Origin of the sequence: Microcoleus sp. A006_D1, from assembly GCF_036702805.1 — a bacterium.
In the GTDB taxonomy this organism is placed as follows: domain Bacteria; phylum Cyanobacteriota; class Cyanobacteriia; order Cyanobacteriales; family Microcoleaceae; genus Microcoleus.
The window spans coordinates 1-25,691 of the sequence record NZ_JAUBVZ010000008.1 but is presented as its reverse complement, the minus strand read 5'-3'; the positions used below and the strand labels follow the sequence as shown (position 1 = coordinate 25,691).

Here is a 25,691-nt window from a genome sequence, read left to right as displayed (position 1 = left end):
ACGCGTCACAAAAACGGTTTGTAGTGAGGACTAAAGTCCTTTGATTTATGCGGACTTTAGTCCTCACTACAAACCGTTTTTTTATTATGGTCTGTCGAGCAGCGAAAATTTGTCAATTGATTCTAAACAATCGGAATAGTAAAGTGAAATTCACTTCCTCGGTCTTTTCCTGGGGAATCTGCCCAAATTTTACCGCCCCAGCCGGCGACAATCTGCTTGCAAATTGCTAATCCCAAACCGGTGCCGCCGGCGCTGCGCCGCAATGCTCCTTCTTCTTGATAAAATCGATCGAACACTATTTTTAAACTGCTCGCCTCTATTCCCCGCCCCGTATCGGCTACAAGCACTTCTACCATCTGAGAGCCGCTGCATTGCGCCCTTATGGTGACGCTTCCCTGCGGTGTGGTGAACTTGCAAGCGTTGTCTAGCAGTTTGGACAGTACCTCCACCAACCACTCGCCGTCAGCTTGCACTAGAGGCAATTCTTCGGATACTTCGGCGATAATTTGCGGCAACTTGCGATCGAGTCCGCCGCGCGATCGCACGCTGCTGAGGGCCAAATCAACGCATTCTTGCAGTGTCAGCGATTCTACATTCCATTTGACTCGCCCGCTTTCTAAGTGGGAAAGAGTTAAGAAGTCCTGCACGAGTTTCCGCATTCGATCGGCATCGCCGAGGGCAGTTTCTAACATGATTTTCCGCAATTTTTGGGGCATATCTGGTTCGGAGTTCAAACTTTCTAGACATACTTGAATCGTCGAAAGTGGAGTGCGGAGTTCGTGACCGGTGATGGCAATTAGATTGCTGCGAGTGCGGTCTAATGCTTCTAATTGTTGGTTGAGTTCTTCTAAATGAGCGTAGGTTTCGGCTTGAATTAAGGCTGCTCCGAGTTGGGTGGCGATCGCCTCTACTAAAGCAATTTCGTCTTGTTCCCAAGGCGAAGTCGATCGGCATTGGTGCATTTCCACCATGCCCAACACCCGCCCCTGATAAAGCACTGGCACCATTAACCAAGAGATAATCTGCCAATTTTTGACAGTTTTTTCTAGGGATTTTGTATTGACAATCAGCGGATGTTGTGCTGTGTCTTGGATGTAAACTCGTTCTTGCCGGGTGACGGCATCGCGGAATATGGGATTTTTCTGCAACTGCCAAGTCTGATCGAGCATGGAAGTAGTGCCTGGACGCAAAAACTCGCGATCGATCTTGACGGCAATATCTACGGCTTTGCACCGATAAATCAAACAGCGGCTGGCTGACAAAGCTGTTCCCAGTTCTTGTACTGCGACTTCGACGATTTCTTGCGGGTTGAGAGACTGCCGCATTGCCGTTGTAATGAGGTTGATCAGGCGTTCTTTGCGTTCCTGGGCGGCGATCGCGCTGTATGCTTTGAGCAGTTTGTGCTGGCCTGATTGCAAGTAGGTGACTAAGCGTTCGGCAAAAGCGTCGCTCAATTTGGGATTGGGAATTTTTGAGTCTTTTGGCGCACTTTTTTTGGGTTTTGCGGCTTTGGAAGCGGCGGATTTCCGCGTTTTTTTCGGTGCTTTTGCCAGATTGTAAGTTGTGCGCGCTCGATCGATCTTTTCGGTCAATTCCGGGCGATATTTGAGAATTTTATCCAGCAACAATTCGGCAGCTTTGCAGCTTACCTCGCGATCAAACGTCCAAATTCCTTCAAATCTACGAGCTTGGTCTATTAATAGCGGATCGCGATCGTCATGGTTGTCGATCGGCATAAATTTTTCTTGACAAATCAGACAAGTTGAGTAGTATTGCCCGAGTACGACTAAGTGCCACTCTTTACTTAATGTGTCCTCCGGTGCAAACGCGACAGTTTCGTGATGTTCCGAGGAATTTTTAAACTCAGTTTCCGGTGATGATAGCACGTATACCTGAGAGGAGCGATCGGCAATGCGCCGGTAGCGGTGAGCCTCATGGCGGTAGAAGCGCTCTTGCTGAAAGCTGGCAATGACTAGCGGTTCGTCGTCGGAGCCCGCCAAAACCAAGTCTTCCATCGCGTGAGACAGCGCTGTCATGGAAGATTTGAAATAAATTTGTGCCCGCAGATGGGGCAAAGCTTGCAGAAGTTCTGCCAGTAGCGAAATTGGGACGATCATCTAGCCTTAAGCGTGCATTTTTGCCGATGACAAAACAGGATCGGAGGTTTAGATCGATCCTGTTTCAGTATCTGATATATTGATGCTTCATGACGCGACTGTTTATGTCCGATCATACTAGCAAGCCCTTAGACGAATCTAAGCCTAGGTATCTTTCAAAGACCTTGAGCTCATCCCAAAGTCACTTCTAAACCAATACGGTTGGGTTAACATTTTTTTGTCATTGCCAGCCCCCCGCGTTAGCAATCGCAGTATCTGTTTTTCACAGGTATTGCCGACCGCACTGTATGATCCCAAGCGTATTGACTTATAAACACCTGTTTTTACGTCTTGGTTTTGACGCTAACTCATCTATTCAGACCGACTTCGGGTCAGCGCCAGTCCCACCATTGAGACTCGCGCCGACACCGCTGGCGGATATCTTGCATTATACTATCCTTAAGCTATTTGATATCAGTGCCATAAGTATCGGTTGTTGGCCCTTGATATCGCGATCGCAGTTTTAAGTTTTTCTCACCCAAGCCTAAAACCTTGAGTTTTCCTCGGCTGCTAGTAGCACTCGCGCTGGCTGCTAGAACTCAGTCCATCGCCGGAAGGCTTTTGGGAAGCTACCGCCAACAGCGCTCCCTGAAGCTAAAGTTCCGCTCTCAGCGGAACTTCAGCTTAAGTTAACACTTTCCCAAAGGCACGGCGCCGTGTCCTTACTTGGCGTTTATTTAAGCAAACCTGATATCATTCGATCCAAAAAAACGCTAGTCCTACTTGGCATCACCCGGGATTAAAACCTTATCAATTACGTGAATAACGCCGTTGCTAGCTTTGATATCAGCTTTCACAACATTAGCGCCGCTAACAGTAACTTTGCCTGCTGCAACTGCCACCTTCAGCGAGGTACCTTCAACACTTTTAACATCGCCGGATTTCAGGCTAGTAGATAAAACCGCACCAGGAACAACGTGGTAAGTCAAAACCTTAACAAGTTTGGCTTTATTTGCTGGTTTGAGCAAATCATCCAACGTTGCTTTTGGCACAGCAGCAAATGCCGCGTCTGTCGGTGCAAAAACAGTGAAAGGGCCTTTTCCTTGCAAGGTTGTAACCAAACCTGCTGCTCCCAAAGCCTTTGTCAATGTCTTGAATTGAGGGTCGCCAGATGCAATAGCGACAATATCGTTAGCAGCAGCAACTTTTTCCGGTGCGTTAGGGGTTTTCACATTTCCTGCAACTTGTTGAGTTGGGGTTGCAGTAGCAACATTGGTATTGGAGTTGATGTGAGCCCAAGCCGGGAAACCAATCAACGCGCTAGCGCCGATTACTCCTGCAAAACCTGTAAGTTGTTTCATCCAGCTAGGTACATTTGAATTTTTCATTACGCTTGCATTTCCTTATGACAATAAAACAGTGAACATGAATTCTTGTGTTAGCCAAATCTCCACAAAAGGTAAGGTTGCCAGAGGCTAAGGTAGAGAGAAAATTCCCTGGCATTCCCGATCGACCAAAACTCCCTAACTATAACGCAAGCTTAGGGAAAAAGAGGCTCAACCGCTAAATCTGTAACTCAAAACCTCAATCACCGAACCTGTTTGGGGTAAGTCAGCGGATTTGATCGAAATCGTATCCTGATCCAATCTTCGTACTGGTGTACCATCCATCAGGGCCAAGAATTCATCTAGCGGCACTAAATCGCACGCAGCAGCATCGGCGGCTGGCGTTTTAAAATGCGTGGGAATCACCATCTTTGGTTTGAGAAGTTGCACAGTTTGCTTCGCTTCCGCCGGAGTGTAAGCTTTCGGCCCTCCGCCCACGGGAATCAGCAGGATATCCGGGCGCCCGATCAAGATTTGTTCTTCAATGCCGATCGGCCCTGCCACTCCACCCAAGTGTAAAATCTTAATACCAGCTTGCTGCCACAGCCAAGCCACGTTCACCCCAAACCGCCGTCCTCCCTCACGGTCTTTCTGCGTGCGAATCCCTTGAATCCTGAGCCCGTTCGATCGATAAGCGCCCGGTTCGTACAAAAGACCGGGATTGCCCGAAAATCCGTCTACCGCCCCTTCATCGAGCAACCGGCTGCTAATCAGAATCAAATCTGTAGGTACTTTAGGAGAGCGGTAGCCAGCCGTACAGCCCAGGGGGCGAAAAGGATTCACCAGCACCCTCGCACCGCCTCCTGTAAACAAAAAGCAAGTGTGCCCCAACCACTTAACCGATAAAGAATCAGCAGTTTGAGCTTGATAGCTTTCCCATCCAGATGGCAAACCAGTCGCCAAAGCTGCTAGCAAACCCGTCTGTGCGTAACGTATTAATTGTCGCCGTTTCATCTTGTGGTTGGGTTATCGGGTGTTGGTCGTTGGTCGTTTGTTGTTATACCATAAAACACAGTGAGTCGATTTTAGATTTTAGATTTTAGATTTTAGATTTATATTGTGCGCGATCGATTAACAGCACTACGAACCGAAGAGCCTTCTTGCTTCTTAAAGTCTTTTTAAGAAATTTCGCAATAACTGCTTTCCCGAAGTCGTCAAAATACTTTCCGGGTGAAACTGTACGCCTTCAATGTGCGGATATTCTCGATGCCGCACGCCCATAATCGTTCCGTCTTCCACCCAAGCCGTAATTTCCAAAACTTCTGGACAACTCTGCTTTTCAATTACCAAACTATGATAGCGAGTTGCAATCATCGGCGATTCCACTCCCACAAAAACCCCGACTCCTGCGTGTTCTACCTGAGAAGTTTTGCCGTGCATCAACACGGGTGCAGAAACAATTTTGCCACCAAATACTTGACCGATACTTTGATGTCCGAGACACACGCCTAAAATTGGTAGAGTCGGCCCCAATTCTTTGATTAATTCCAGGGAAATTCCCGCATCTTCCGGCCGCCCTGGGCCTGGAGAAATTACCACTGCTGCGGGCTGCAATCGGCGAATTTCTGCTAAGGAAATTTGGTCGTTACGGTAGACTTGGACTTCGCTGGCTACGGGTAACTCAGCACCGAGTTCTCCTAGATACTGTACCAAATTGTATGTAAAACTGTCGTAGTTATCGATGACTATAATCACGGGTTAAGTTGGATTTTAGGTTTGAGATTTTAGATTTTAGATTGAGTCGCTGCCTGAATGCAATAGTTTGAAGATTTTAGATAGATGCCCAAGATTAAAATAGCTGCAATATGTAGGAATAAAACCAAAAATCTCAAATTGGTCATCTAAAACCTAAAATTTGCCTGGCCCATAAGTTACTAAGTAGATAGGCGGAAATGAACCTTGCTGTGTAACAGAATGTGTATTGCTATCATAACCTCTGCGTTGGCGAAGCCTGCCCGAAGGGCTTATGCTGCGCTTCACTTCGTTTCACTCTCTTCGGACATACTTATGTATTTTTCCACTCATTTACTTAACGGACGATCGCAATTTGAACCACCGCCCACAACGCAGGAAGCAGAAGTGCAGCAGCGACAATTGCCGCAGCCATTGCGGATACCAGAACGGCTCCGGCAGCGCAGTCTTTGGCAATTTTGGCGAGTTCGTGGTAAGATTGCCCGACAGTCAAGTCTACCACCGATTCGATCGCCGTATTTAACAATTCCATTGCTAAAACTATGCCAATTGTGACACCGATCACAGATATTTCTACAGGTTTTAGCTGCAAAAACAGTCCGAGTCCGATCGCCAAAGTGCCAATAATAGTGTGAATCCGAAAATTGCGCTGAGTTTCAAAGGCATAAGTCAGCCCACCCCAAGCGTATCTGAAACTCGTAGCTAAACTAGAGGCGATTTTCCAGGACAGTTCTCGTCTGTATTTCAAGGGCTTTTTTGACTCGTGGACTGTCGGGCTCGAAGAGTCTTGAGGCATGATCGCAAACGGTGGGATGTTTGGTGAAATTGACGGTCTATCTATTGTCATAACAACCAACTTTAAGTTACAAAGATGAATTCAAGCTAGACTTGTAAAATTCACTTCATCAAGTCTAGGTAACTTTCCTCAGCTTTTGGTAAAGTTTTGATGTAATTTTAGAGATTTATGTTGGCCTTGGCATGATTGATTAAATCAGTATCAACCTCAGTTATGGTGTTTGGATCTCAAGACCGATCGCGCGCAACAATGTTTCTTGTCGATCGAGCATTTCAGTCAGACTTGCTTCATCCGGGTGATCCCACCCCAAAAGATGTAGAAAACCGTGGGATGCCAGCCAAGCTAGTTCGGTCTTCAGGGGATGTCCTTGCTGCTGGGCTTGTCGCTGGGCTGTATCGATCGAAATCACGATATCACCCAAGTATAATGGCTCGGATGACTGCATTTCCTCTAGCTGAGGACAGTTTACCTCTAAAGCTGCAAAAGCTAATACATCGGTAGGTCGATCGAGCTGGCGGTACTGGGCGTTGAGGGCTTGGATATCCGGATCGGCGGTTAAACGCAGACTGACTTCATAGCCGGGAGCCACTGGCACATCCGCCTCCTGGTTTTTCAGCCAAACGCTAAACCAATGTTCCCAGGTTTCGGCGGCAATCTCCCCGCTGGGTTGATTTTCCGGGCGGTTGTCAGCGTCGGCGAGTCCATAACAGTCTTCGACGTTCACCTCGATTAGCATTTTTCGCATCTCTTGTCAAGCAATATATTCAATTTTTTTACAATTTGAGAGTGTGCGATCGGGCTAATAGACTTTTTGCTTTTAGCAGGCAGATTACAGGAATCTGTTGAACATTGCAACGGTTCGATCGCACAATCACATCAAACGGCGCGGTATTTAACCCGCGGAGGCGGGTTTTGTCTGTATCGACGCGGTTTCAACCGCCGGGTATTCTAAGAGTTGAAATAATGATCGAGAAAAGCCAAACCGACGAGTACGCCCAAAAGTCCACCCGCCGTCAAAGCAAAATGAAACAAAGAAGTCGCCCGCTTGCGAACCATATTCCGCATCGCCAGCTTGACATAACTCGGTGGAGGTGCATTGTTTGTCGGCGGTGTCGCAGTTTCGGGGGCGAGCTCTTCGGAGGCGGGAGTTGTTGAGGGAGGTTGATTCATAGTGGTTAGTTTAGGAGGTTAACAGAGAGGCTGCTGAGCACAGACTCGCCACGATGTTAACAAAAATGTAACGTTTTGTGTAGTTTTTTTTAGGTTTCGGATAGAGATCCCCCTAAATCCCCCGAAAGCAAGGGGGACTTTGAGAATACTCTTGTCCCCCCCTTCTTTAAGGGGGGTTAGGGGGGATCAGTCTTAACTAAACCATATTTTCAAATGGAGATCCCCCTAAATCCCCTGAAAGCAAGGGGGACTTTGAGAATACTCTTGTCCCCCCCTTCTTTAAGGCTACGGTGTACACACAAGTCGAGTTGGAAATCAAATGATGGAAAAAACGGAAATTTATTTTTGAAATCCTTGATTTTCCGTCAACCATTATCAATAATTTAAAACTATTGATAAAAACTTCGCTCATCTAAAAACCTTGCCTACTAAGGGTTGTGTCAGACACAGCCAGGTTTGTAGGAGTTGTGTGTACACGGTAGCCTTAATAAGGTGGGGACAAGAGTTATTCTTTGTTCTCAATCGGGAGCGTCATCAAAATCGGGGCGCAGATTAACAAAAAATTTTATTTTTTATGTAAAAATTTCAATATCAGTTATCAACTTATTTTACTAAAAATTACTCTTAATATGTGCTTTAAAAATAGAATTTAGCTGAAATTTTGCTAGCTCTTTTTTGGGAACTTTTTCTACTAAACAGCGTCTGGTTAAAGATTGTATAATGTGCATAAATTTAGCTTGAGATACTTCCATATTAGCGGGTTTTTGGGAAATATCTATCGGTTCATCTTGATTGGCTAGCCAGCTGATCACATTTTTTTCTAATTCTGATAACCGCTCTAACTGCGATTCTAAATAGGTTTCTATGTCACCTAAAAACAACTCATTTTCACCTGTCATAAAAAGGAAAACTTTCCCGTCAAAGAACTCTACAAGTGTTGAAGCAATAATATTTAACCAAGCCGGATGACTTTGATATAGTGTTATTAATTAATCCCATCTTTCCTCATCTTGTAAATCTTTTTGTCTCAAGATTTCTTTGGCTTCTTCTCCTAATCCTTGAAGTTGTAATACTCTTGTATGTTTGTTTTCTTTTTCTAAAGTCTCTATTTCACCAGGGTTTTCCCAACTAATTAAAATTAAACAACTTTGATGAGATAAGGTAGCAATTTGCTGAAAAAATTTACAATAATCTTTATAGTCTGTTAAATACTGACCCGCTAAGTTACCAGTTTTAAAAATATTCTCCAGGTCGTCAATAATTACTAAACAACGAGATGAGCGAAAATAATCTATTACTTCAGGTAATGGAGTTGATTGGGATTGAGAAAAAAACTGTTTAAGTTCATCTTTAAGATTGATCAGTTTAGGCAAATGCTCAAGACTGCGATAAATAATATAATCGAATTGTGTGTTAATTTCTGAGATTAATTTCAGGGTTAAAGCTGTTTTTCCGATACCACTCAATCCATAAATTGTGATTAATTTAGTCTTATTTTCTAAAATCCATTCTTTAAGAGTGGAAATTTCTGAATTACGCCCATAATTATAGTTTAATTCTGGCGCTGTTGTTAGATCAACTATTGGGGATTGATTTTCCGTTTGGGGATGGCGCGATCGCTTTTCTATATCTTCTAAAGATTGGGAGTTTTCTCTACAAATATTTATATGACTATTACTAATATTATTACTATTAATCTGTGGATAATTAAGAAAACTGTAGATAGTAGATCCCGCTTTATTTTCTAAAAGAGAACGCACATTCCCTTGTTTAATATCTTCTTGAAAAACCTCAGAGAGAAGTTTCCATAATTTTGCACCCTCTTTTTTAACATGATCATAACTATACCCATTATTTACCGCAATTTTTTGAAAATTTTGACGTTGTAAAACACTTTCTAATATAGATTTTTGTAAAGAATCAAGATGTTGTCCTGTTTTAGCGAATACCTGGTCATCGGTCGATTTTGACAATTCTTGAATGTCCATAAATATTTTTTAACCTGACTCAATCTTTTTAGTTTAGCCACCAAAACCCACTTTTTGCCACTAAAAGTTAAGTTTTGTAAAAATAGAGCTAAACAGCGCCACTCAAACCCACTATATCACACCAAATCCCCCTATACTAATTTAGCCACTAAATGCCACTCTAATCTAAAAACTATAAATTACAATCTTAAATGTTAACCAATTTTCAAGAATAAATCACATGAAAACACAAATTTGTGATGAAACAGCAACATCAGTGCCTTTTACCCTAAGTTTTGTAGAAAGGCTCGACCAAGCATTGTATGATGAAGCGATTAAGGGTTCAGAGATACTAAAACAATCCTATGATCCTGAAACTCAAACATCGAATATTCCGATATATGCTGGTACTTCATTGACATATGATGATACATATAGCGGCCTTCTTTCGGGTAAAGATGATTCAGAGCAATCTGATACTTAAAGCTGAAATTTTCATTAGGTGAAGACCATTATCATGGCTTTCTGCATAAAATAAGATAGATTATACGGTACGGTAGGGTGCGAAGCATTCTATCGTCCCGCTTTAAGCTGTTAGCTATCGTAAGTAGTAAAATCCTGATTTGGATACCGCATAAATATTAATTAACCAACATATAGCGGTTCTCAAAAAAGTGAGGTATGCCCATAGCCCATAGCCCTATGCCCTATGCCCTATGCCCTATGCCCAGTCGTACCTCATCTTTCTGAGAAAGGCTATATCTGATTCATCACCCCAAAACGAGATTACAAATTAAAATATGATATTAATTTTTACGAACAAGCAGGATACACACACTGATGAAGTTATCAGAAAACTACATAAAAAAGATATTGAAGTTTTTAGATTAAATTCAGAAGATTTGCTTCGGAAATATCAGGTAAATCTTTACATTGATGAAAATGGTTTATGGAATGGAGAGATTACTGACGAACTTGGTAGAATATTAAATTTAGCAAAACTAAAAGTAGCATGGTTGAGAAAACCTGACTTTGATTTTTTTGGTAAAATTGCTGAATCTACAGAGGAACAGTTTATAGTTTCAGAAACAAAGGCTTTTGTCAATACACTATACTCTATACCCAGTATAAAATGGATAAACGATCCATTGATCGCCAATCAAGCGAAAGTTAAATTTCAACAACTTTTACTGGCTAATAAATACGGGGTCAAAATTCCCAAAACACTGATAACAACACAGCCAGAAACAGCCAAAGAGTTTTTTATAGAGTGCGGAGAAGAGGTCTTAGTTAAAACCATTTATACTGGAAATGTAACAATCAACGGTATGAATCAAGGAATACCGTCAAGAAAGATTGGCAAAGATGATTTTTATAAAGTCTATAAAAACATTTCTTTATCACCTACTCAATTGCAAGAATATATCGAAAAAGCTTTTGAATTAAGGATTACAATTATTGGTAAAAAGGTATTTGCAATCAAAATTGATTCACAAGCCCATGAAGAGACCAAAATTGATTGGCGACTCCATACTCAAATTAATCCACATTCTATCTTTGAACTACCGGCAAAAATAGAAAAATTCTGCATCGATTTTTTGGAGGAGCAAAAACTATTATATGGGGCGATGGATTTTATTGTGACTCCCAAGAATGAATATGTGTTTTTAGAAAATAATCCTTTTGGTCAATACCTTTGGCTAGAAATAGAAACAAAAATACCATTAACGGAAGAGATTTGTAATTTATTAATAAGCTATCTTGATGCTTGATTACTGTTTTTTGGGCTTCACCCTTCGACGAGTGAAAGTTGTGCGGTATAGTCGATCGTAAAATCATATCCGGCGCGCTCGTACACCGTATTCAACAACGCCTGTAAATCCACAATTGGTTCCACATCGCCGCCACGCAAAGGCAAAGGAAAAGCCGGAATTGCATCCGGTAGATTAAACAAATACAAATCAGCCATAGGGCGACAATCTCCCCGACTCACCAAAATCCGATAACTTCCCTCAATATCATTCCCAAAAACAGGCAAAGGTTGGTAACTTCGCAGCAAGTCAATTTCCACTAAGTGCGATCGACTTCCGAACACCTTATACCGTTTTTCCTCATACATCTCCCGCCCTTTGCCGCGCTTGTTCGTCGGCGAAAGCACTTCTATTACTGTAACTACTTTCTTAGTTTCCTGTTCTATTACCTGCAAATAACTTTCTCTAACTTCCACCGTTGTAGGCACTCTCACTCTCAAAGCCGTCACAGGCGGCGCGATGACAGCGACATTTCCAGTGCTAGGAGTTGCTGGAATTGGCGATCGCTGTACGGCCACATCGGGAATACCGACCAATAAAGCATCTTCCCCGCTGATTTGATAAATTCTTTGTTCGATGTCCACTAAATACTTAGGCAGCAGTTGCGGAGTCAAAAAATCTGCGATCGCTACTATCAACCGATTGTGAACCGCCCGCCAAAAGTCAGGACTTTCTAAATAGGGATTCATCCCCGGAAATGGATTAGGCATAGTAATATATTGTTGAAATTTTCCACTACATTAACCTCTCACTCCCGTCTCCCGCAACCAAGCATCAGCCCAAACAGCATCCGGTTCCGACAGCGCAGGCACTGGTTCGGCAGTATAATCGATTCTAAAATCATAGGCGGCGCGATCGTAAACCCCATTTAATAACGCTTGTAAATCTACAATTAGTTCCGCATCACCCGCGCGCAAAGGCAATGGAAATTGAGGAATCATATTGGGTAAATTGAAAAGGTACAAATCTGCCAAAGGCTTTTGATTTGCCCGACTTATCAAAATTCGATAATTTGCCTCAATCTCGTTCCCAAAAACTGGTAGAGGTTGGTAACTTCGTAGCAAGTCAATCTCTATCATATGAGTCCGACTACCAAACACCTTTTCTCGCTTTTCTTCATACATTTCTCGCCCTTTCCCAGGACGCTTGTTGGCGGGTGACAGCACTTCAATCACTGTCACAACTTCCCTAGTTTCTGTATCTCGCACCTCTAGATAGGCTTCCCTACATTCGACAGGTACTGGCACTCTTACTTTCAAAGCTGTCACAGGTGGTGCGGCAACTGCGATATTAGAAGAAGTAGGGTTTGTTTGAATTGGAGAGCGCTGCACGGTGACATCAGGAATCCCCACTAATAGGGGATTTTCCCCGCTAATCTCATAAACTCTTTTTTCAATATCGACGATATATCTTGGCAGCAACTGCGGTACTAATGATTCAAAAATGCTACTAATTAGCAAGTGATGTACTTGGGGCCAAAAGTCAGGACTTTCTAAATAGGGATTCATCCCCGGAAAAGGATTAGGCATGATCTTACCTCCCGTTTACTACTATCATTTTACCCGATAGATTAGAAAAACGCAGACAATATCAAACTATCATCTGCGTTAATCCCCGTGCATCTGCGGTTAAAAAACTCCCCTAAAAATCGCCATAACTACTAATAGCAGCCTGCAACCTCCCGATCGCATCATCAACCGAAATCGCCCCCAACTCCCCAGAAGCACGAGTCCGAACATTCAAACTATTCGCCTCAACCTCCTTCGCACCCACAACACACATCACCGGAATTTTATCCTTCTCAGCATTGCGAATCAACTTGCCCAAACGCTCACTACTCTCAACTTCCGCGCGAATATTCAGCGCCTTCATCCTCGCTTCTACTTCCTTAGCAAACGGCAAAAAATCCTCGCTAACAGGCAACAACCGCACCTGAATCGGCGCTAACCATATCGGGAAATCCCCCGCATACTGTTCGATCAAAATCCCGATTAAGCGCTCCAAAGAACCGAAAGGAGCGCGGTGAATCATCACCGGACGCTTGCGAGTGCCGTCTTCAGCAACGTATTCCAAATCAAAACGTTCGGGCAAATTGTAATCTACCTGAACAGTTCCTAATTGCCATTCTCTATCCAACACATCTTGGAAAATGAAATCGAGTTTCGGGCCGTAAAAAGCCGCTTCCCCAATTCCCTCAAAATAATTCATTCCCAAAGTTTCTACCGCGCGGCGGATGGCACCTTGCGCTTTTTCCCAAGCTTCATCGGAACCGATGTATTTCTCTAAATTGTTCGGATCGCGGAAACTCAAACGCGCCTTGAAATTCTTCAGTTGCAGACTCTTGAATACTGACAGAATCAAATCCACCACACTCAAGAATTCAGCATCCAACTGTTCCGGCGTGACAAACAAGTGGGAATCATCCACCGTAAAACCGCGCACTCGCGTTAAACCGCCCAATTCTCCCGATTGTTCGTAGCGGTAAACTGTGCCGAATTCGGCTAAGCGCATCGGCAGTTCGCGATAGGAACGCAACTCGCTTTTGTAAATTTGAATGTGAAAAGGGCAGTTCATGGGTTTCATCACAAAACCCTGTTCATTTGCAGCAGCTTCCTCATCTTCTGCCATCAGCGGAAACATATCTTCTTTGTATTTCTGCCAGTGTCCCGAAATTTTGAACAAATCGACTCTTGCGATGTGCGGTGTCACAACTTGCAAGTAGCCGCGCTTGATTTGTTCTTGTTTCAAGTAATCTTCTAAAATACTTCTCAAAATCGTGCCTTTGGGCGTCCACAGCGGCAAACCGGGGCCAACTGCATCGGCAAAAATAAATAAGCCTAATTCTTTGCCGAGTTTGCGGTGATCTCGCCTTAATGCTTCTTCTTTGCGGTGCTTGTATGCTTCTAACTGTTCGGGTGTTTCCCAAGCAGTGCCGTAAATGCGCTGCAACTGAGCTTTGGTTTCGTCGCCGCGCCAGTACGCGCCCGCGAGACTTTCTAGCTCGATCGCCCTGCCATTGATTTCACTGGTATTATCCAAATGGGGCCCAGCGCACAAATCCCACCATTCGTCACCCAAATGGTAAAGAGTAATCGGTTCAATCAAACCTGCCAAAATTTCTAACTTGTAAGGTTCGTTTATCTCCTTAATTCTGCGCTCCGCTTCCTCGCGGCTGACTTCTTCCCGAGTTACAGGCAATTTGCGGTTGATGATTTTGATCATTTCTTTTTTAATTGCCTTGAGATCCTTTTCGGTAAAAGGTTCGGGGCAATCAAAATCGTAATAGAAACCGTTTTCAATCCAAGGGCCAATTGTGACTTGGGCCTTGGGAAATAACTTCTGTACCGCCATCGCCATAACGTGAGATGTGGTGTGGCGAATTTTTTTTAGTTGTTCCGACTCACTCGTGCGGGGCAACTCAATCTTAACGGACTCTTCTGGAGCGTTCATGGATTCTGAGCTAGACATCGGCTGAATTAGCAATTAATGAGAGTTGCAGTTGCTTCTATCTTACTCAGAATGGGACAGCAACCGCCGACTTGCCGCTGGGGGACTCTTAAAGGAGTGCTAACTAACCGTAGGGTGCGTCAGCGGGGCACAGTCTTTAGCCTGGGGTAGTCACATTCAGCCCGCTGACGCACCCTACAAGAGCTGCTGACACTGTTAATTTTATTCACGCCCACCTGCTAATTTTTGTGAATTATTGAATTTTTGTTAAAAATATGTTAATTTTTGTAAACCACCCTTAAGGTTATAATAGATAAATAACTCAATTTTAATCCATGCTTAATTCCAATTTGCCGGAATCAGAATTGCTCAAAGCGTTACTGGAACCGCTGTTAGAGGATTTTAATTACTGGTTCGAGCGATCGAGCAACCTCTTAGAAACTGAGGAAATTCATTTTTTGAGCGGCGAAGCTCAATCCGACTTGCTGGCGCGAGTCAAACAGGCTCAGCAAGAAGTAGGCGCAGCTAAAGCCCTATTTCAAGCAACTGGAGGTCAAGTTGGGATTGAAACCGCAGCACTCATGCCGTGGCACAAACTGCTCGCCGAATGCTGGCAAGTATCGGCGCGCTTTCGCTCGTGGCAGTCAGCTCCCCCTGGAAAATAAGAAGGCGAGTTACAGTTAAACCCGCAGTCTCATCTCAAACCTTGGGAAAGTCGCGGCCGACTTGACAAACTCAAACCGATTTCCAGTTAATAAGTTATTACTTGCTGAAACACATTTGTAAATTGCTGTGGCTGTTTAGCCCGGAGGAGAAAATAATGTTACACCTGCTTTATATTTTAGCTTTCACCGTTCTGGCATTTTTGGCTGTCAGTAACTTAATCCGCAGTCTAGTCAGCGTAGGTATGGAATCCCAACGCCCTCAACAATTCAGGGCAAATAATCGCTACGCATCCTATCCTCGCTCTCAAGCCGTACCCCATCCCGAACTATTAGACGAATACGGAAATATTGTCAACGAACCGTTGTTAGTGATGCGTTCGCTGACTGTCCAAGACGCGCGCGAACAATTAGATGCTCTCTACAAATCATCTCCCGGCGGCAGCGACGAAGGAGGCGAACTAGCCTGAACCAAGCACAGCCAGTCGATTTGAGATTTTTGATTTGAGATTGACTCGGAAAATGAATCAGGGAGCTTAAACAAAAGTCTAAATTTTAAGCCGCTTTAAAGATATTCTGTAGGGACACAACAATGTTGTGTCCTTATTTGTAGAGCGGGCTATTCAGAATTCGTAGAGTTCAAATTTTAGGCTGCTGGCATTTCTGAAAATCGCTGCCAACCCTTTTCCCCAAAGCCAAAATCGAAGATTTCCGGGTGGAGAATTTCTGCTAAAATTTCTAACGAATCCACCAATCTCGGCCCCGGACGATTAAAGTAAGAATTGCCGTCAGTTATGTAAACTTTCCCGGTTTTTACTGCTTGCAAATCTTGCCATTCTGCGTATTTAGTTATCTGCATTGCTTCGCTGCGAGTGCGGTTTAAATCAAAGCCGCAAGGCATGAAAATAATTACATCGGGATTAGCTTCTACTAGCGATTCCCATTTTAACCACGGGGAATGTTCCCCGACAATGCCAAACAGCGAATTGCCTCCCGCCATTGCCACTAATTCGGGAATCCAGTTTCCCGCAGCCATCAAAGGTTCAATCCACTCGATGCAGGCTACTTTCGGAAGTCTCTGTTTTGTGGTAAGAATAGATGATGCTGGGATTTTGGATGTAATAGCATCGATGCGGGATTGCAAAAGCGCGATCGTACTTTTGGCATCGACACCCAAAGCAGCAGCAACTCGCTCAATATCCGTCCAGATTTCTGCCAGCAAATTTGGCTGCAAAGAAATAATTTCCGGCTGGCTATTTACCAACGTGCTTACCGCCTGTTCAACCTCTGTCAGAGAACAAGCGCAGACTTCACATTGAGCTTGAGTGATGATGTGAGTTGGCTGCAATTTTTCCAAAGTATCTATTTCTACTTTATACACGCTCAGCGCATTTTGCAACAATTCTGTCACGCGGTTGTGAATTTCGCTGCTAGTTCCTTCGGGATTAAATTTGGGCTGAGTGCAAACAGGTAAATTTTGGATTTCCGGGGGATAGTCGCATTCGTGGGAACGGCCCACAATTGCATCGGTTAATCCTAAAGCTGCTACAATTTCGGTGGCACTGGGAATGAGCGAGACAATTCTGAGTTGATTCATAATTTAACCCTAGTTTTTGTTGCTTATTCGTTCAGACTTGTTTTTACCCGCAAAATCGAAGGGCTTTCTTGCTGCTGCTGTAGTTGTTAGATTTTCAAGTTTTTTAAGAATTGCAAATCTTGCCACGCTTGGATGAGATTGCCTTGCATCAAAGCCGCTAAACCGTTTAAAACTCTAATTTCCGCGAGGTTGGGGTTGAGCGCGAGAGCTGGTTTTAAGGCTGTTTCAGCGGCTTTGGGATGCCAGCCGTAAATTTGGACGAAAGCGAGATAAGCATAAGCATAAGGGTTTTGAGAGTCGAGTTGGGTAACTTTTTCTAAAGCTGCGATCGCACTTTCGACATTCTGCTGCAATACTCTAGAAAATGCCAAAGCATAAGCGAATTCTAGATTATTGGGTTCCTGCTTCAGCCGATATTCTAACGCTTGTTCCGCTTGCACGGTATAATCTTGAATTGGATCGTACTGATTGATGCGCCCAATCTGCTCGAACACAGGTTCTAAACCGGGCAATCCTTTGGGTAAATTAACCGCCATCTCCCGCAATTGAGTCACTAAATCTAACTCAGGCTTATCCTCATTTTCAGGGGCTTGCTCGGCGATTTTAAACTTTTTATCATCTTCGTTCCCTCTGGGAGCCTGGGAACGCATAACTACAGGTTCTGCGTCGATTTTAACTGTTACCTGCGGCACCTGAATCGGATAAGTTTCGCCGGTTTTCCGGTTGAGATAAGTAGCTTGAAGAGTGTACCTTCCCGGTGCAATATTAGCAGGAATCAGCATCGCCGTGCGATCGACTACTCGAAAGCCCACAGCAAATTTATCCGCTTCGAGCATCCCCGGATGCAAAGTTGCTTGGCCGATCGCGCGATCGTGTAAAATCCTGAAAGTCTTTCCCGTTGAAATATCGCCAGACTGCTGATTTTGCCACGTTACCAACACTAAACCAGACTGCAACTGCTGCCAAGGCCCAGACCAAGTATACGTTACCGGCAGCGGGACTCCGGGTAGTGAAGCAGCAGCCACAGTAACTCGATATAATTGTACTTGCGATCGCGCTTCATGCAACGGCTGTATTTCCACCGGGTGCGATCGTTTGCGGTAAAGATTCAAATTAGTATTGTCAGGCAAAACCCAACTTTTTTGCAAGTTAAACTTGCCGCCTGTTTCAATCGCCGCCACCGCTGCGTTTTGAGCTTTTTTAATCCGTTCGCGAATCGAACCTTGCGGCCCAGTTTTAGTTAAAAACCAAGAAAGCGATCGCACATCTTGCGGCACTTCCTTTAAATTGGTTCCCACCTGCCGCCCGTAAACCTGAAAATTCGCCAAAGCACCGTAATAATTCAAATTATGCTGATTAATTTCCGGCGTCGAAGGTAACACGCCCAAAGTCGATTGCAAATAAGGTTCCGTAGCGATAATTTCGGCAATTACCTCTCGGTGCGGCCACTCTTTCCCCAAGTAAGGATAGCTTGAATTCCCCGGACTGACAATTTGAACTAAGCTATGTCCAAAACCACCGCCCAGCGGCCACATATGGAACAGCATCGCCAGCATTCCTAAGCCAATTGTTCCCCAGCGAATTTGTCGCCCCCAACGAGAAGGCCACAGCGTTAAACAGTAGGCTAGGAAAATAGATAAAACGGGCAAATAAGGGATCGCATATCGATCGTCTTTGTTGAGATTTAGGGAATTAATTAAATAAGCTCCCACCCAAAATACTGCCAGCCACCGACAGGAATTAAGGTGCAAGATTGACCGACTATCCGCTCTATTTCGGCAATAATAAAGTATAAATCCGACTAAGGGAATCAGTAACAGAGGCCAAGAAACGTGTTCGGGTAAGTGTTGAGCATAGTAAATCCAAGCGTCGATCGTATTGAGGCCCGGATCTCCTTCAGCGATCGCAGAATCCACAGTTGCCCGTTTACCCCCAGTCAAAATTAACAGCCAATTAGTTTTTGCCCACGGGCCAAACACCGCCGCAGACAGCAACAAAGCACCAGTTAATTGAGCTAAACTTCCCCAAGCTTTTTCCCGCACAGTACCAACAGCCAACCACAAAATCGGGGTAAACAGAAATAATACAGTAGTGTGTTTGACTAATATTGATAAACCGAGAGAAATTCCAAAGGCGATCGCCCAAAAGAAAGATAATCGACTCAGGTAAAACTTTTTACCCTTTTCCTGATTTCTGCTATCCGTTACATCCGCTACATCCGTTACATCCGTTACAAAATCCGCTGCCGAACCTTCCTGCTTCCACATTGTCAGACAATAGAAACAAAAAGTAATCGCAGCAGTTAGGGGAAAGTCGAGTAAAAATTGCAAGCGGTACCGATAAAGTCCCGGTAACAAAACGCAAATTGCAGCAGCCCACAAACCCACTTGTCGGTTAAATAATTTGACGCCCAGACTGTAGACTGAGGCGAGCAGAATTGCACTAAATAATAAATGAACCAAGGTTGCCCGATCGCCCCCAACCCCAAAAATATGCAGAAACGGCACCGTTAAGATGTACACCAAGGGCGGAATTTTCGTCGAAAGCAGCCAGAAATTTGTCCACCAATCCCCCGAAAACCACTGAGGATGCTGAAATGCCTGCAAGTAATTCAGCGTGCTCGTGAGGTATTCTGCCTGATCCCAGGCGGGGACAGATCGATCGAGGGCAAACCAGAGGCGATCGCTAATTGCCCCCAGCAGCCAAATTATGCCCAGCACAAGCCAACTTTTGCCTCCGCTGTCCCGATGTTGCAGTGCCATAGCGATTTTTGGATTTTAGGTTGCAGCTTTTAGCTTACAGGTGGGCGGTTCCGGGCGCTCTAAAAAATATTTTGAAAAAGTGCTTGCTAAATTCTGTATGTGTCTGTTAAGGTAGTAAAGCGAAAAAAAAACAAGCCGAGATAGCTCAGTTGGTAGAGCAGTGGACTGAAAATCCACGTGTCCGGAGTTCAAATCTCCGTCTTGGCATCGCAAAACCCTCACATTGTTGAGGGTTTTTTTTTAAGGAAAATGCCGACCATGCAATCAATTATCGAACTCGACTTATTTTTTATGCAGCAGGGCAAGGTATATCAAACTCTGGCAAACTTAAAAGATAGACTCACCAGGGCTGGTATCGACTACGCGGTAATTGGTGGCATGGCTTTAACTATTCACGGTTACGTCAGAGCGACTCAAGATGTAGACTTGCTGATGACTGCTGAAGGTCTAGAGGAATTTCGATCGTCCCTGGTAGGCAGAGGTTTTGTCCTGGCATTTGCAGGGGCAACAAAGATGTTTAAAGACGCTGCCACGGGGGTATCAGTAGAAATTATCACAGCGGGGGAGTTTCCCGGCGACGGCAAGCCTAAGTCGGTTAGTTTTCCAGATCCGGCGATCGTCTCAGTTGAGTTAGACGGGATTAAGGTGGTTCGGTTAACTACTCTGATTGAGCTTAAATTGGCTTCGGGATTGACAGCGCCCGATCGACTGAAGGATTTGGCGGACGTACAGGAATTGATCCGAACTCTCAACTTGGCTGAAAGTTTAGCTGACGAGATTGATGAATCTGTTCGACCTGAATATTTGAAGCTGTACAGAAGTGTTCAGCCCCGCCGAGAATAATCGTTTCGGGATCGCGCCTTATTTTTGAGTGAGAAATGCCGCTAATTCTGGAATTTCACCAGCGCGCTGCCACTCGGTTTGTCCCAGCCGCACTTTGGTGCGATCGGTAATCTTCTGCACATCTCGCAACTGCCGCTTAGTATAAGGCCCCTCGGCTTTACCGCTGCGGAATACGTACCACTGAGCCTGCTCTGACTTAGGCTTTTTAGTTGCTGACGGCGGTTTTCTGACAGGCCTCATCCGAGCATCGCCGAACTCGGCTGCAAGCTGGTTGAGTTCGACTTCAACCGGATCGGGAGCGGGTAAATTACGATCGCGCGAGGTCTTTTTGACTGAAGGCTGGCCGCTGGCAATTTCTACTTCGCGACGCCATCCCCAAAAATGCCACACCCCAACCCAAACTAGCGCCACGCCAGATCCTAAAATCTCTTCTTCTGTTTGTGACCATTGTGATGGCTCTCCAAACAGCACAGAAGCGATCGCACCGACTACGATCGCACTCAAATTGAAATAAATTAAGTAGGTAGTATCATTAGCCGCTAAATGCCAACTGGTTGTATGCCGTACAAAAGATTGGCTGGCTGCTGTTTTGTTGTGTTTCCAGGCTTTTCGAGCTTGAATCCGACTGTAACCAGGAGAGTCAGCCGGCCACCACTTCGCTGCCCAATTAACTAAATGCGCCGACCAATATTGCAAAGCTGCATATCCGACTATTCCGCTCAGCATTACGGAAATAACTAACAGAAAGGTGGTCAGCGGCAGGAGCTGTTTTGGCGCGATTTGGGCGATCGCAAAAGTTAACTTTAACAACGGAGTACCGATGATTGTTGGAACTAACAAAAGTTCTAATATCTTGAGAAGGTCTGCATAGAAAATCCATAACAATTTGAGAAGAATTTTCAGCCGCTTGGCAAAGCGGAAGTGATACAAATAAGCAGATGCGATCGCAGTTCCCAAAATTAAAGCAACCATCGCGCCGGAAGATTCCCTGAGCGGCAGCATCAAAAGGGCGATCGCCGGAATTCCCATGACGATCGCAGCCGGCAGCGTCGCAAATGCGATAAACCCTTCCCTCCAGTGCAGCCACGGCGATACTGTGATTGTCGGCGGTTGGTTGTGGCTGCGACTTTCCACCCACTCAGCAAATTTAGCTAATCCCCAATGGTAGAAAGCAAATAACGGGATTTGGCACAACCAAGCAAATGCGATCGCGCCTTCAAAGTCAGAGCTGCTGATGCTGCGCCAGTACGCTGTGCTAAATCTGTAGTAGTAGTAATAAGATCCAGGCAGCAGTACCGAAACAATCAGCCAAAAGCCACTGCTTAATGCAAAACCTTTTGCCCATGATGCAGGAAGGGGGAGGAACTTCGGCCAGTTATTCATGAGAGGGACAATTGAAGCGGATATCAATATTGTCTCACTACACTTGAGCTGTGGCAATTGCTTTAGTGTTCAGACAAAGCATTGGCTCATCATTGAACCTCTCGGGCTTTGCGAAACTTTTCTTGCAATTGCTCGATCGCACTCTCTAACGGAATTCCCTCACCCCGCGAGAGTTCCGCCTCTGCCTCCTCAACTGACTTACGCACTTCCTCCTCCCACTCCCAATAATGCTTCTGCGTTTGCGCCAGAGTCTGAAGGGCTTTGGTGATTACCTCGGAGGGCGAAGTTAACTGCCCCTGCGCCAATTGTGCCTCGATCAATTGCATCTGTTCTGCACTCAAAGTAATATTCATTACGCCACCTCTGTTAGACAGATCCATGTTTTAAGAATAGCGCTACATTCGGGCACTCTCGATCGCCCCAAAAGCGTGCCCGAAAATTGCAAATCCGATCGCTTGTCGCTGTTTTCGTCATCGCCACAATTGCTAAATCAACAACTCAACTGCGCTATAGCGATCGTATTAATATCAAAAAAATTCTGATTTAGAGTCAAGATAATTATCCTTCTCTTTCCCTAAAAACCTCGCAATCTCGATCGAACTCATGAAATACTCCGGTCATTTTTTGATTGACAAAAAGAAGTATCTATAGTAAGCAAGCTCGGAAATGGTTTTAAACTCATCTGGCTCGGAGAATCACCCAGCCGGAAACAACAGGCTACAATCAACAATAGATTCTATTTCGATAACATTACAGTTTATAGCTTGAACTCCTCAGTGCCAAATAACCACACCTCCACACAATCCTTTCAATTTGACTCAATTGACAGCGCCCTCGCAGACCTGAAAGCAGGTCGGATGGTGGTAGTAGTCGATGACGAAAACCGCGAAAACGAAGGCGACGTGATTTGTGCCTCCCAATTCGCCACCCCTGACAATATCAATTTCATGGCTGTACAGGCGCGGGGTTTGATTTGTTTGGCATTGACGGGCGATCGACTCGATCGACTGGAACTCCCACTCATGGTCAGCAAAAACACCGACAACAACCAAACAGCATTCACCGTCAGCATCGATGCAGTCAACGGCGTCAGCACCGGCATCTCCGCCGAAGACAGAGCCCGCACCATCCAAGTTTCGATCCACCCCGATACCAAACCTCAAGACTTGCGTCGTCCCGGTCATATTTTCCCCCTACGCGCGATCGACGGTGGTGTCCTCAAACGCGCCGGCCACACCGAAGCCTCAGTTGACCTCGCCAGACTCGCCGGGCTGTATCCCAGCGGCGTCATCTGCGAAATTCAAAACCCCGACGGTTCGATGGCGAGGTTGCCGGAATTAATCGAGTACGCCAAAACCCACAACCTCAAACTGATCAGCATTGCTGATTTAATTACCTACCGGCTCAAGCACGATCGATTTGTCCGCCGCGAAGCAGTCACCAAATTGCCAACTCAATTTGGCGAGTTTATGATTTACGGCTACCGCGACACCAAAGACAACTCCGAACACGTTGCGGTTGTTAAAGGCGATCCAGCAGAATTTAAAGACAAAGCCGTGATGGTGCGAGTACACTCCGAATGCTTGACGGGCGATGCTTTGGGTTCCCTGCGCTGCGACTGTCGGATGCAACTGCAAGCCGCACTGAAAATGATCGAAAGTGTCGGTTCCGGCATCGTAGTTTACTTGCGCCAAGAAGGTCGGGGCATTGGACTGATTAATAAACTAAAAGCTTACTCCCTGCAAGATATTGGATACGATACGGTAGAAGCCAACGAGCGATTGGGATTTCCCGCCGACTTGCGAAACTACGGCGTAGGAGCACAAATGCTCAACGATTTGGGAGTCCAAAAAATCCGGTTAATTACCAATAACCCGCGCAAAATCGCCGGGTTGAAAGGTTACGGCATTGAAGTAGTCGATCGCGTTCCCCTACTCATTGAAGCCAACGATTACAACTCCATCTATCTCGCAACAAAAGCCGAAAAACTCGGTCATATGCTGTTGCAAACTTATTTAATCACAGTGGCAATTCAGTGGAACGCAGCGAAGGAAGAAGGAAGAAGGAAGAAGGAAGAAGGAAGAGGTCCGAGGGAAGAAGGAAAAGAGGAAGATTCTGCCATCCAAAATCGGTACGAACACCTCGAAAAACTGCGGCAGTTGGCTGCAAACCACGATTTATTGCTGAAAGAAGAAGCCAGACCGGTGGGTATAGCCCTGTTCGGAGAAGGCTCCACGATCGTTCACCTGGGCTTCGACCAAGCCGGACTCGCGGCCCCGGACTGGTACAAAGACCCAAACCATCCTTACGTCAAGGCGATCGCCCAAATTCTAGGTTCCATTAGCACAGAGCCGAATTTGCAAAAATTAGAATTCATGGTTTCCTCCGGCGGCGATCCGCTCAAAACCCTGCAAGTCCAGCTCGATCGAGAAACCTTCCCCCTCGGACAAGTCGCCTCCGTATGTGCGAGGCTTCAACCTCAAACAATCTATAGTTTTTCCCCTATTCCCGATTCAGCCCTCGAAATGTCAAGCTAGGGTCAAGAATAGAAAGGGCAAATTTACATGGACATGAACGTTGGTGACTTTCTGCACCGGCTCGACCTCAGGGGACAACCGCTTAAAGGCACCAACCTCGGCGGTGCGGAACTCCGAGGAGCCAACCTCAGGGGAACAGACCTCCGAGAAACCAATCTCAGCGACGCTATTCTCAGGTATGCAGACCTGATCGAAGCCGACCTCACCCGCGCCAATCTCAGCGGGGCGGACTTAGCTGAGTCATTTCTCAATTTAGCCAACCTCACTAGAGCCGATTTAACTGGTGCTGTCCTCCGAGAAGCTACTCTCGTAGGAGCCGAACTCATGGGAGCCAACCTCAAAGGCGCAAGTTTGATCAAGGCAAATTTAGTTGGAGCAAATCTCGCCGAAGCCAACTTAACCAGAGCCAACCTCAGCGGAGCAGATTTGCGCGGTTCTCAGATGAGTGGCGCCATTTTAGACAAAGCTGTCTACAACAACCGGACAATTTTTCCTGACGATATTGACCCACGCGCAATGGGAGCAATTTTGCTAGCTCCCAATGCTTCGCTCCCGGGCTTAAATCTGATTATGGTAGATTTGACCGAAGCGGATTTAAAAGGAGCCGATTTGCGGCGGACAAACTTATACAAAGCTATTTTATTTGGAGCCAAGCTCGATCGGGCAAACTTAGCAGGAGCCAACCTCAGCGGCGCCGACTTGAGGGAAGCCAGTTTGAGCGGCACCATCTTAGAAAAAGCTGTTTACAGCAACCAAACCTTGTTTTCAGAAGGCATTGACCTCAGTCTAGGCGGAGCTTATTTAATTGCTCCCAATGTATCGCTGCAAGGGGTAAACTTAACCGGAGCCGACTTAAACGGGTCAGATTTAAGCGGAGCTAATTTGAGCAATTCTAACTTAAGTTCGGTCAATCTCAAAAATGTAGACCTCAGCAGAGCCAGCTTAAAAAAAGCTTACCTCAAAGGTGCAAACTTGGAAGGAACAGATTTGAGAGGAGCCGATTTAAGCGGCGCAATTTTGCACCAAGTAAACATGAGTTCTGCCGACCTCCGGGGTGTAGACTTAACCAGAGCAGACCTCAGCGGCGCTAATTTGAGCGATGCCGATTTGAGGGAAACAGATTTCACCGGAGCTAATTTGCTGTTCGCTAACTTGAGCGGCGCCGACTTGAGAGGTGTAGACTTGACAAAAGCAGACCTCAGCGGCGCTAAATTAAACGAAGCAGACCTCAGAAAAGCAGATTTGATGAGAGTAAATTTGGAGGGAGCAGATTTAACTGACGTAGACTTGAGCGATGCTCATTTATTCCGAGTTAATCTCAGAGGTGCTAACCTTAAAGGTGCAAACCTCAAAGGCGCAAGTTTAAAAGGGGTATCTTTGACCGACGCTTATTTGAGCGAAACCGATTTGACAGATGTAAATCTGACTCCTAGTTTCTTTGAACCGTCATGATTATTAGTTATTAGTTATTAGTTATTAGTTATTAGTTATTAGTTATTAGTTATTAGTTATTAGTTATTAGTTATTAGTTATTAGTTATTAG

Annotated in this window: 23 protein-coding genes and 1 tRNA gene; 8 read left to right on the top strand and 16 right to left on the bottom strand. The window is 45.2% G+C overall.

The features are described from left to right. Positions 1-122 precede the first annotated feature (122 nt). The 9 genes from QUB68_RS16070 to QUB68_RS16030 form a co-directional block, all read right to left on the bottom strand. On the bottom strand, positions 123-2,117 hold the full coding sequence (locus tag QUB68_RS16070; protein WP_332994200.1) for a DICT sensory domain-containing protein: 1,995 nt from the start codon (positions 2,115-2,117) through the stop codon (positions 123-125). A gap of 758 nt (positions 2,118-2,875) precedes the next feature. Then, positions 2,876-3,484, bottom strand: coding sequence for a fasciclin domain-containing protein (locus QUB68_RS16065; RefSeq protein ID WP_332994196.1), 609 nt, complete (start codon positions 3,482-3,484; stop codon positions 2,876-2,878). A gap of 168 nt (positions 3,485-3,652) precedes the next feature. Beyond that, positions 3,653-4,435, bottom strand: coding sequence for an MBL fold metallo-hydrolase (locus QUB68_RS16060; RefSeq protein WP_332994195.1), 783 nt, complete (start codon positions 4,433-4,435; stop codon positions 3,653-3,655). A gap of 153 nt (positions 4,436-4,588) precedes the next feature. Further along, positions 4,589-5,176, bottom strand: a complete 588-nt coding sequence (locus tag QUB68_RS16055; RefSeq protein ID WP_332994192.1) for an anthranilate synthase component II — start codon at positions 5,174-5,176, stop codon at positions 4,589-4,591. Between the two features lie 334 nt (positions 5,177-5,510). Then, positions 5,511-6,020, bottom strand: coding sequence for a diacylglycerol kinase family protein (locus tag QUB68_RS16050; RefSeq protein WP_332994189.1), 510 nt, complete (start codon positions 6,018-6,020; stop codon positions 5,511-5,513). 160 nt (positions 6,021-6,180) lie between these two features. Beyond that, positions 6,181-6,705: an rRNA maturation RNase YbeY gene (gene ybeY / locus QUB68_RS16045; RefSeq protein ID WP_332994187.1), complete on the bottom strand. Its 525-nt coding sequence runs from the start codon at positions 6,703-6,705 to the stop codon at positions 6,181-6,183. A 212-nt stretch (positions 6,706-6,917) separates the two neighbouring features. Further along, entirely contained in the window at positions 6,918-7,139 is a 222-nt protein-coding gene (locus QUB68_RS16040) for a DUF3285 domain-containing protein (RefSeq protein ID WP_332994184.1), read from the bottom strand. Positions 7,140-7,750: 611 nt separating this feature from the next. Then, a complete protein-coding gene (locus tag QUB68_RS16035) occupies positions 7,751-8,038 on the bottom strand; it encodes a hypothetical protein (protein ID WP_332994182.1) in 288 nt (95 codons plus the stop codon). A 90-nt stretch (positions 8,039-8,128) separates the two neighbouring features. Further along, positions 8,129-9,127: an NB-ARC domain-containing protein gene (locus QUB68_RS16030; protein ID WP_332994179.1), complete on the bottom strand. Its 999-nt coding sequence runs from the start codon at positions 9,125-9,127 to the stop codon at positions 8,129-8,131. Positions 9,128-9,347: 220 nt separating this feature from the next. Here QUB68_RS16030 and QUB68_RS16025 point away from each other — a divergent pair, with 220 nt between their 5' ends. Both QUB68_RS16025 and QUB68_RS16020 read left to right on the top strand, forming a co-directional pair. Continuing rightward, entirely contained in the window at positions 9,348-9,590 is a 243-nt protein-coding gene (locus QUB68_RS16025) for a hypothetical protein (protein WP_332994176.1), read from the top strand. 316 nt (positions 9,591-9,906) lie between these two features. Next, a complete protein-coding gene (locus QUB68_RS16020; RefSeq protein ID WP_332994174.1) occupies positions 9,907-10,878 on the top strand; it encodes an MvdC/MvdD family ATP grasp protein in 972 nt (323 codons plus the stop codon). A gap of 17 nt (positions 10,879-10,895) precedes the next feature. On the opposite strand, the gene QUB68_RS16015 is transcribed toward QUB68_RS16020, so the two are convergent. From QUB68_RS16015 to thrS, 3 genes are all read right to left on the bottom strand, one after another. Further along, positions 10,896-11,627, bottom strand: a complete 732-nt coding sequence (locus tag QUB68_RS16015) for a DUF4058 family protein (RefSeq protein WP_332994172.1) — start codon at positions 11,625-11,627, stop codon at positions 10,896-10,898. A gap of 30 nt (positions 11,628-11,657) precedes the next feature. Continuing rightward, positions 11,658-12,446, bottom strand: a complete 789-nt coding sequence (locus QUB68_RS16010) for a DUF4058 family protein (protein ID WP_332994169.1) — start codon at positions 12,444-12,446, stop codon at positions 11,658-11,660. 112 nt (positions 12,447-12,558) lie between these two features. After that, complete coding sequence (thrS, locus tag QUB68_RS16005) at positions 12,559-14,385, bottom strand: threonine--tRNA ligase (protein ID WP_332994166.1); 1,827 nt, start codon at positions 14,383-14,385, stop codon at positions 12,559-12,561. Between the two features lie 314 nt (positions 14,386-14,699). On the opposite strand from thrS, the gene QUB68_RS16000 reads away from it, so the two are divergent. Next, a complete protein-coding gene (locus QUB68_RS16000) occupies positions 14,700-15,029 on the top strand; it encodes a DUF2605 domain-containing protein (RefSeq protein ID WP_332994164.1) in 330 nt (109 codons plus the stop codon). A gap of 155 nt (positions 15,030-15,184) precedes the next feature. Continuing rightward, complete coding sequence (locus QUB68_RS15995) at positions 15,185-15,496, top strand: DUF2973 domain-containing protein (protein WP_332994162.1); 312 nt, start codon at positions 15,185-15,187, stop codon at positions 15,494-15,496. Between the two features lie 176 nt (positions 15,497-15,672). Here QUB68_RS15995 and QUB68_RS15990 read toward each other — a convergent pair whose 3' ends face one another. Together QUB68_RS15990 and QUB68_RS15985 are read right to left on the bottom strand one after the other, a co-directional pair. Further along, positions 15,673-16,623 (bottom strand): cobalamin-binding protein, encoded by a 951-nt coding sequence (locus tag QUB68_RS15990; protein WP_332994160.1) that lies wholly within the window; start codon positions 16,621-16,623, stop codon positions 15,673-15,675. 86 nt (positions 16,624-16,709) lie between these two features. Further along, on the bottom strand, positions 16,710-19,385 hold the full coding sequence (locus QUB68_RS15985; RefSeq protein WP_332994159.1) for a glycosyltransferase family 39 protein: 2,676 nt from the start codon (positions 19,383-19,385) through the stop codon (positions 16,710-16,712). 134 nt (positions 19,386-19,519) lie between these two features. On the opposite strand from QUB68_RS15985, the gene QUB68_RS15980 reads away from it, so the two are divergent. Both QUB68_RS15980 and QUB68_RS15975 read left to right on the top strand, forming a co-directional pair. Then, positions 19,520-19,592: transfer RNA gene (locus QUB68_RS15980), tRNA-Phe, on the top strand. Between the two features lie 51 nt (positions 19,593-19,643). After that, positions 19,644-20,228, top strand: a complete 585-nt coding sequence (locus QUB68_RS15975) for a hypothetical protein (protein WP_332994157.1) — start codon at positions 19,644-19,646, stop codon at positions 20,226-20,228. An 18-nt stretch (positions 20,229-20,246) separates the two neighbouring features. Here the strand turns inward: QUB68_RS15975 and QUB68_RS15970 are convergent, their stop codons facing one another. Both QUB68_RS15970 and QUB68_RS15965 read right to left on the bottom strand, forming a co-directional pair. Further along, positions 20,247-21,611, bottom strand: a complete 1,365-nt coding sequence (locus tag QUB68_RS15970; protein ID WP_332994155.1) for a DUF4339 domain-containing protein — start codon at positions 21,609-21,611, stop codon at positions 20,247-20,249. A gap of 89 nt (positions 21,612-21,700) precedes the next feature. Next, positions 21,701-21,964, bottom strand: a complete 264-nt coding sequence (locus tag QUB68_RS15965) for a ribbon-helix-helix domain-containing protein (RefSeq protein ID WP_332994153.1) — start codon at positions 21,962-21,964, stop codon at positions 21,701-21,703. A 423-nt stretch (positions 21,965-22,387) separates the two neighbouring features. On the opposite strand from QUB68_RS15965, the gene ribBA reads away from it, so the two are divergent. Beyond that, entirely contained in the window at positions 22,388-24,148 is a 1,761-nt protein-coding gene (gene ribBA / locus QUB68_RS15960; RefSeq protein ID WP_332994151.1) for a bifunctional 3,4-dihydroxy-2-butanone-4-phosphate synthase/GTP cyclohydrolase II, read from the top strand. Between the two features lie 27 nt (positions 24,149-24,175). After that, the gene (locus tag QUB68_RS15955) at positions 24,176-25,600 is read left to right on the top strand and encodes a pentapeptide repeat-containing protein (RefSeq protein WP_442923096.1); all 1,425 of its coding nucleotides are present in this window, start codon (positions 24,176-24,178) and stop codon (positions 25,598-25,600) included. Positions 25,601-25,691 lie beyond the last annotated feature (91 nt).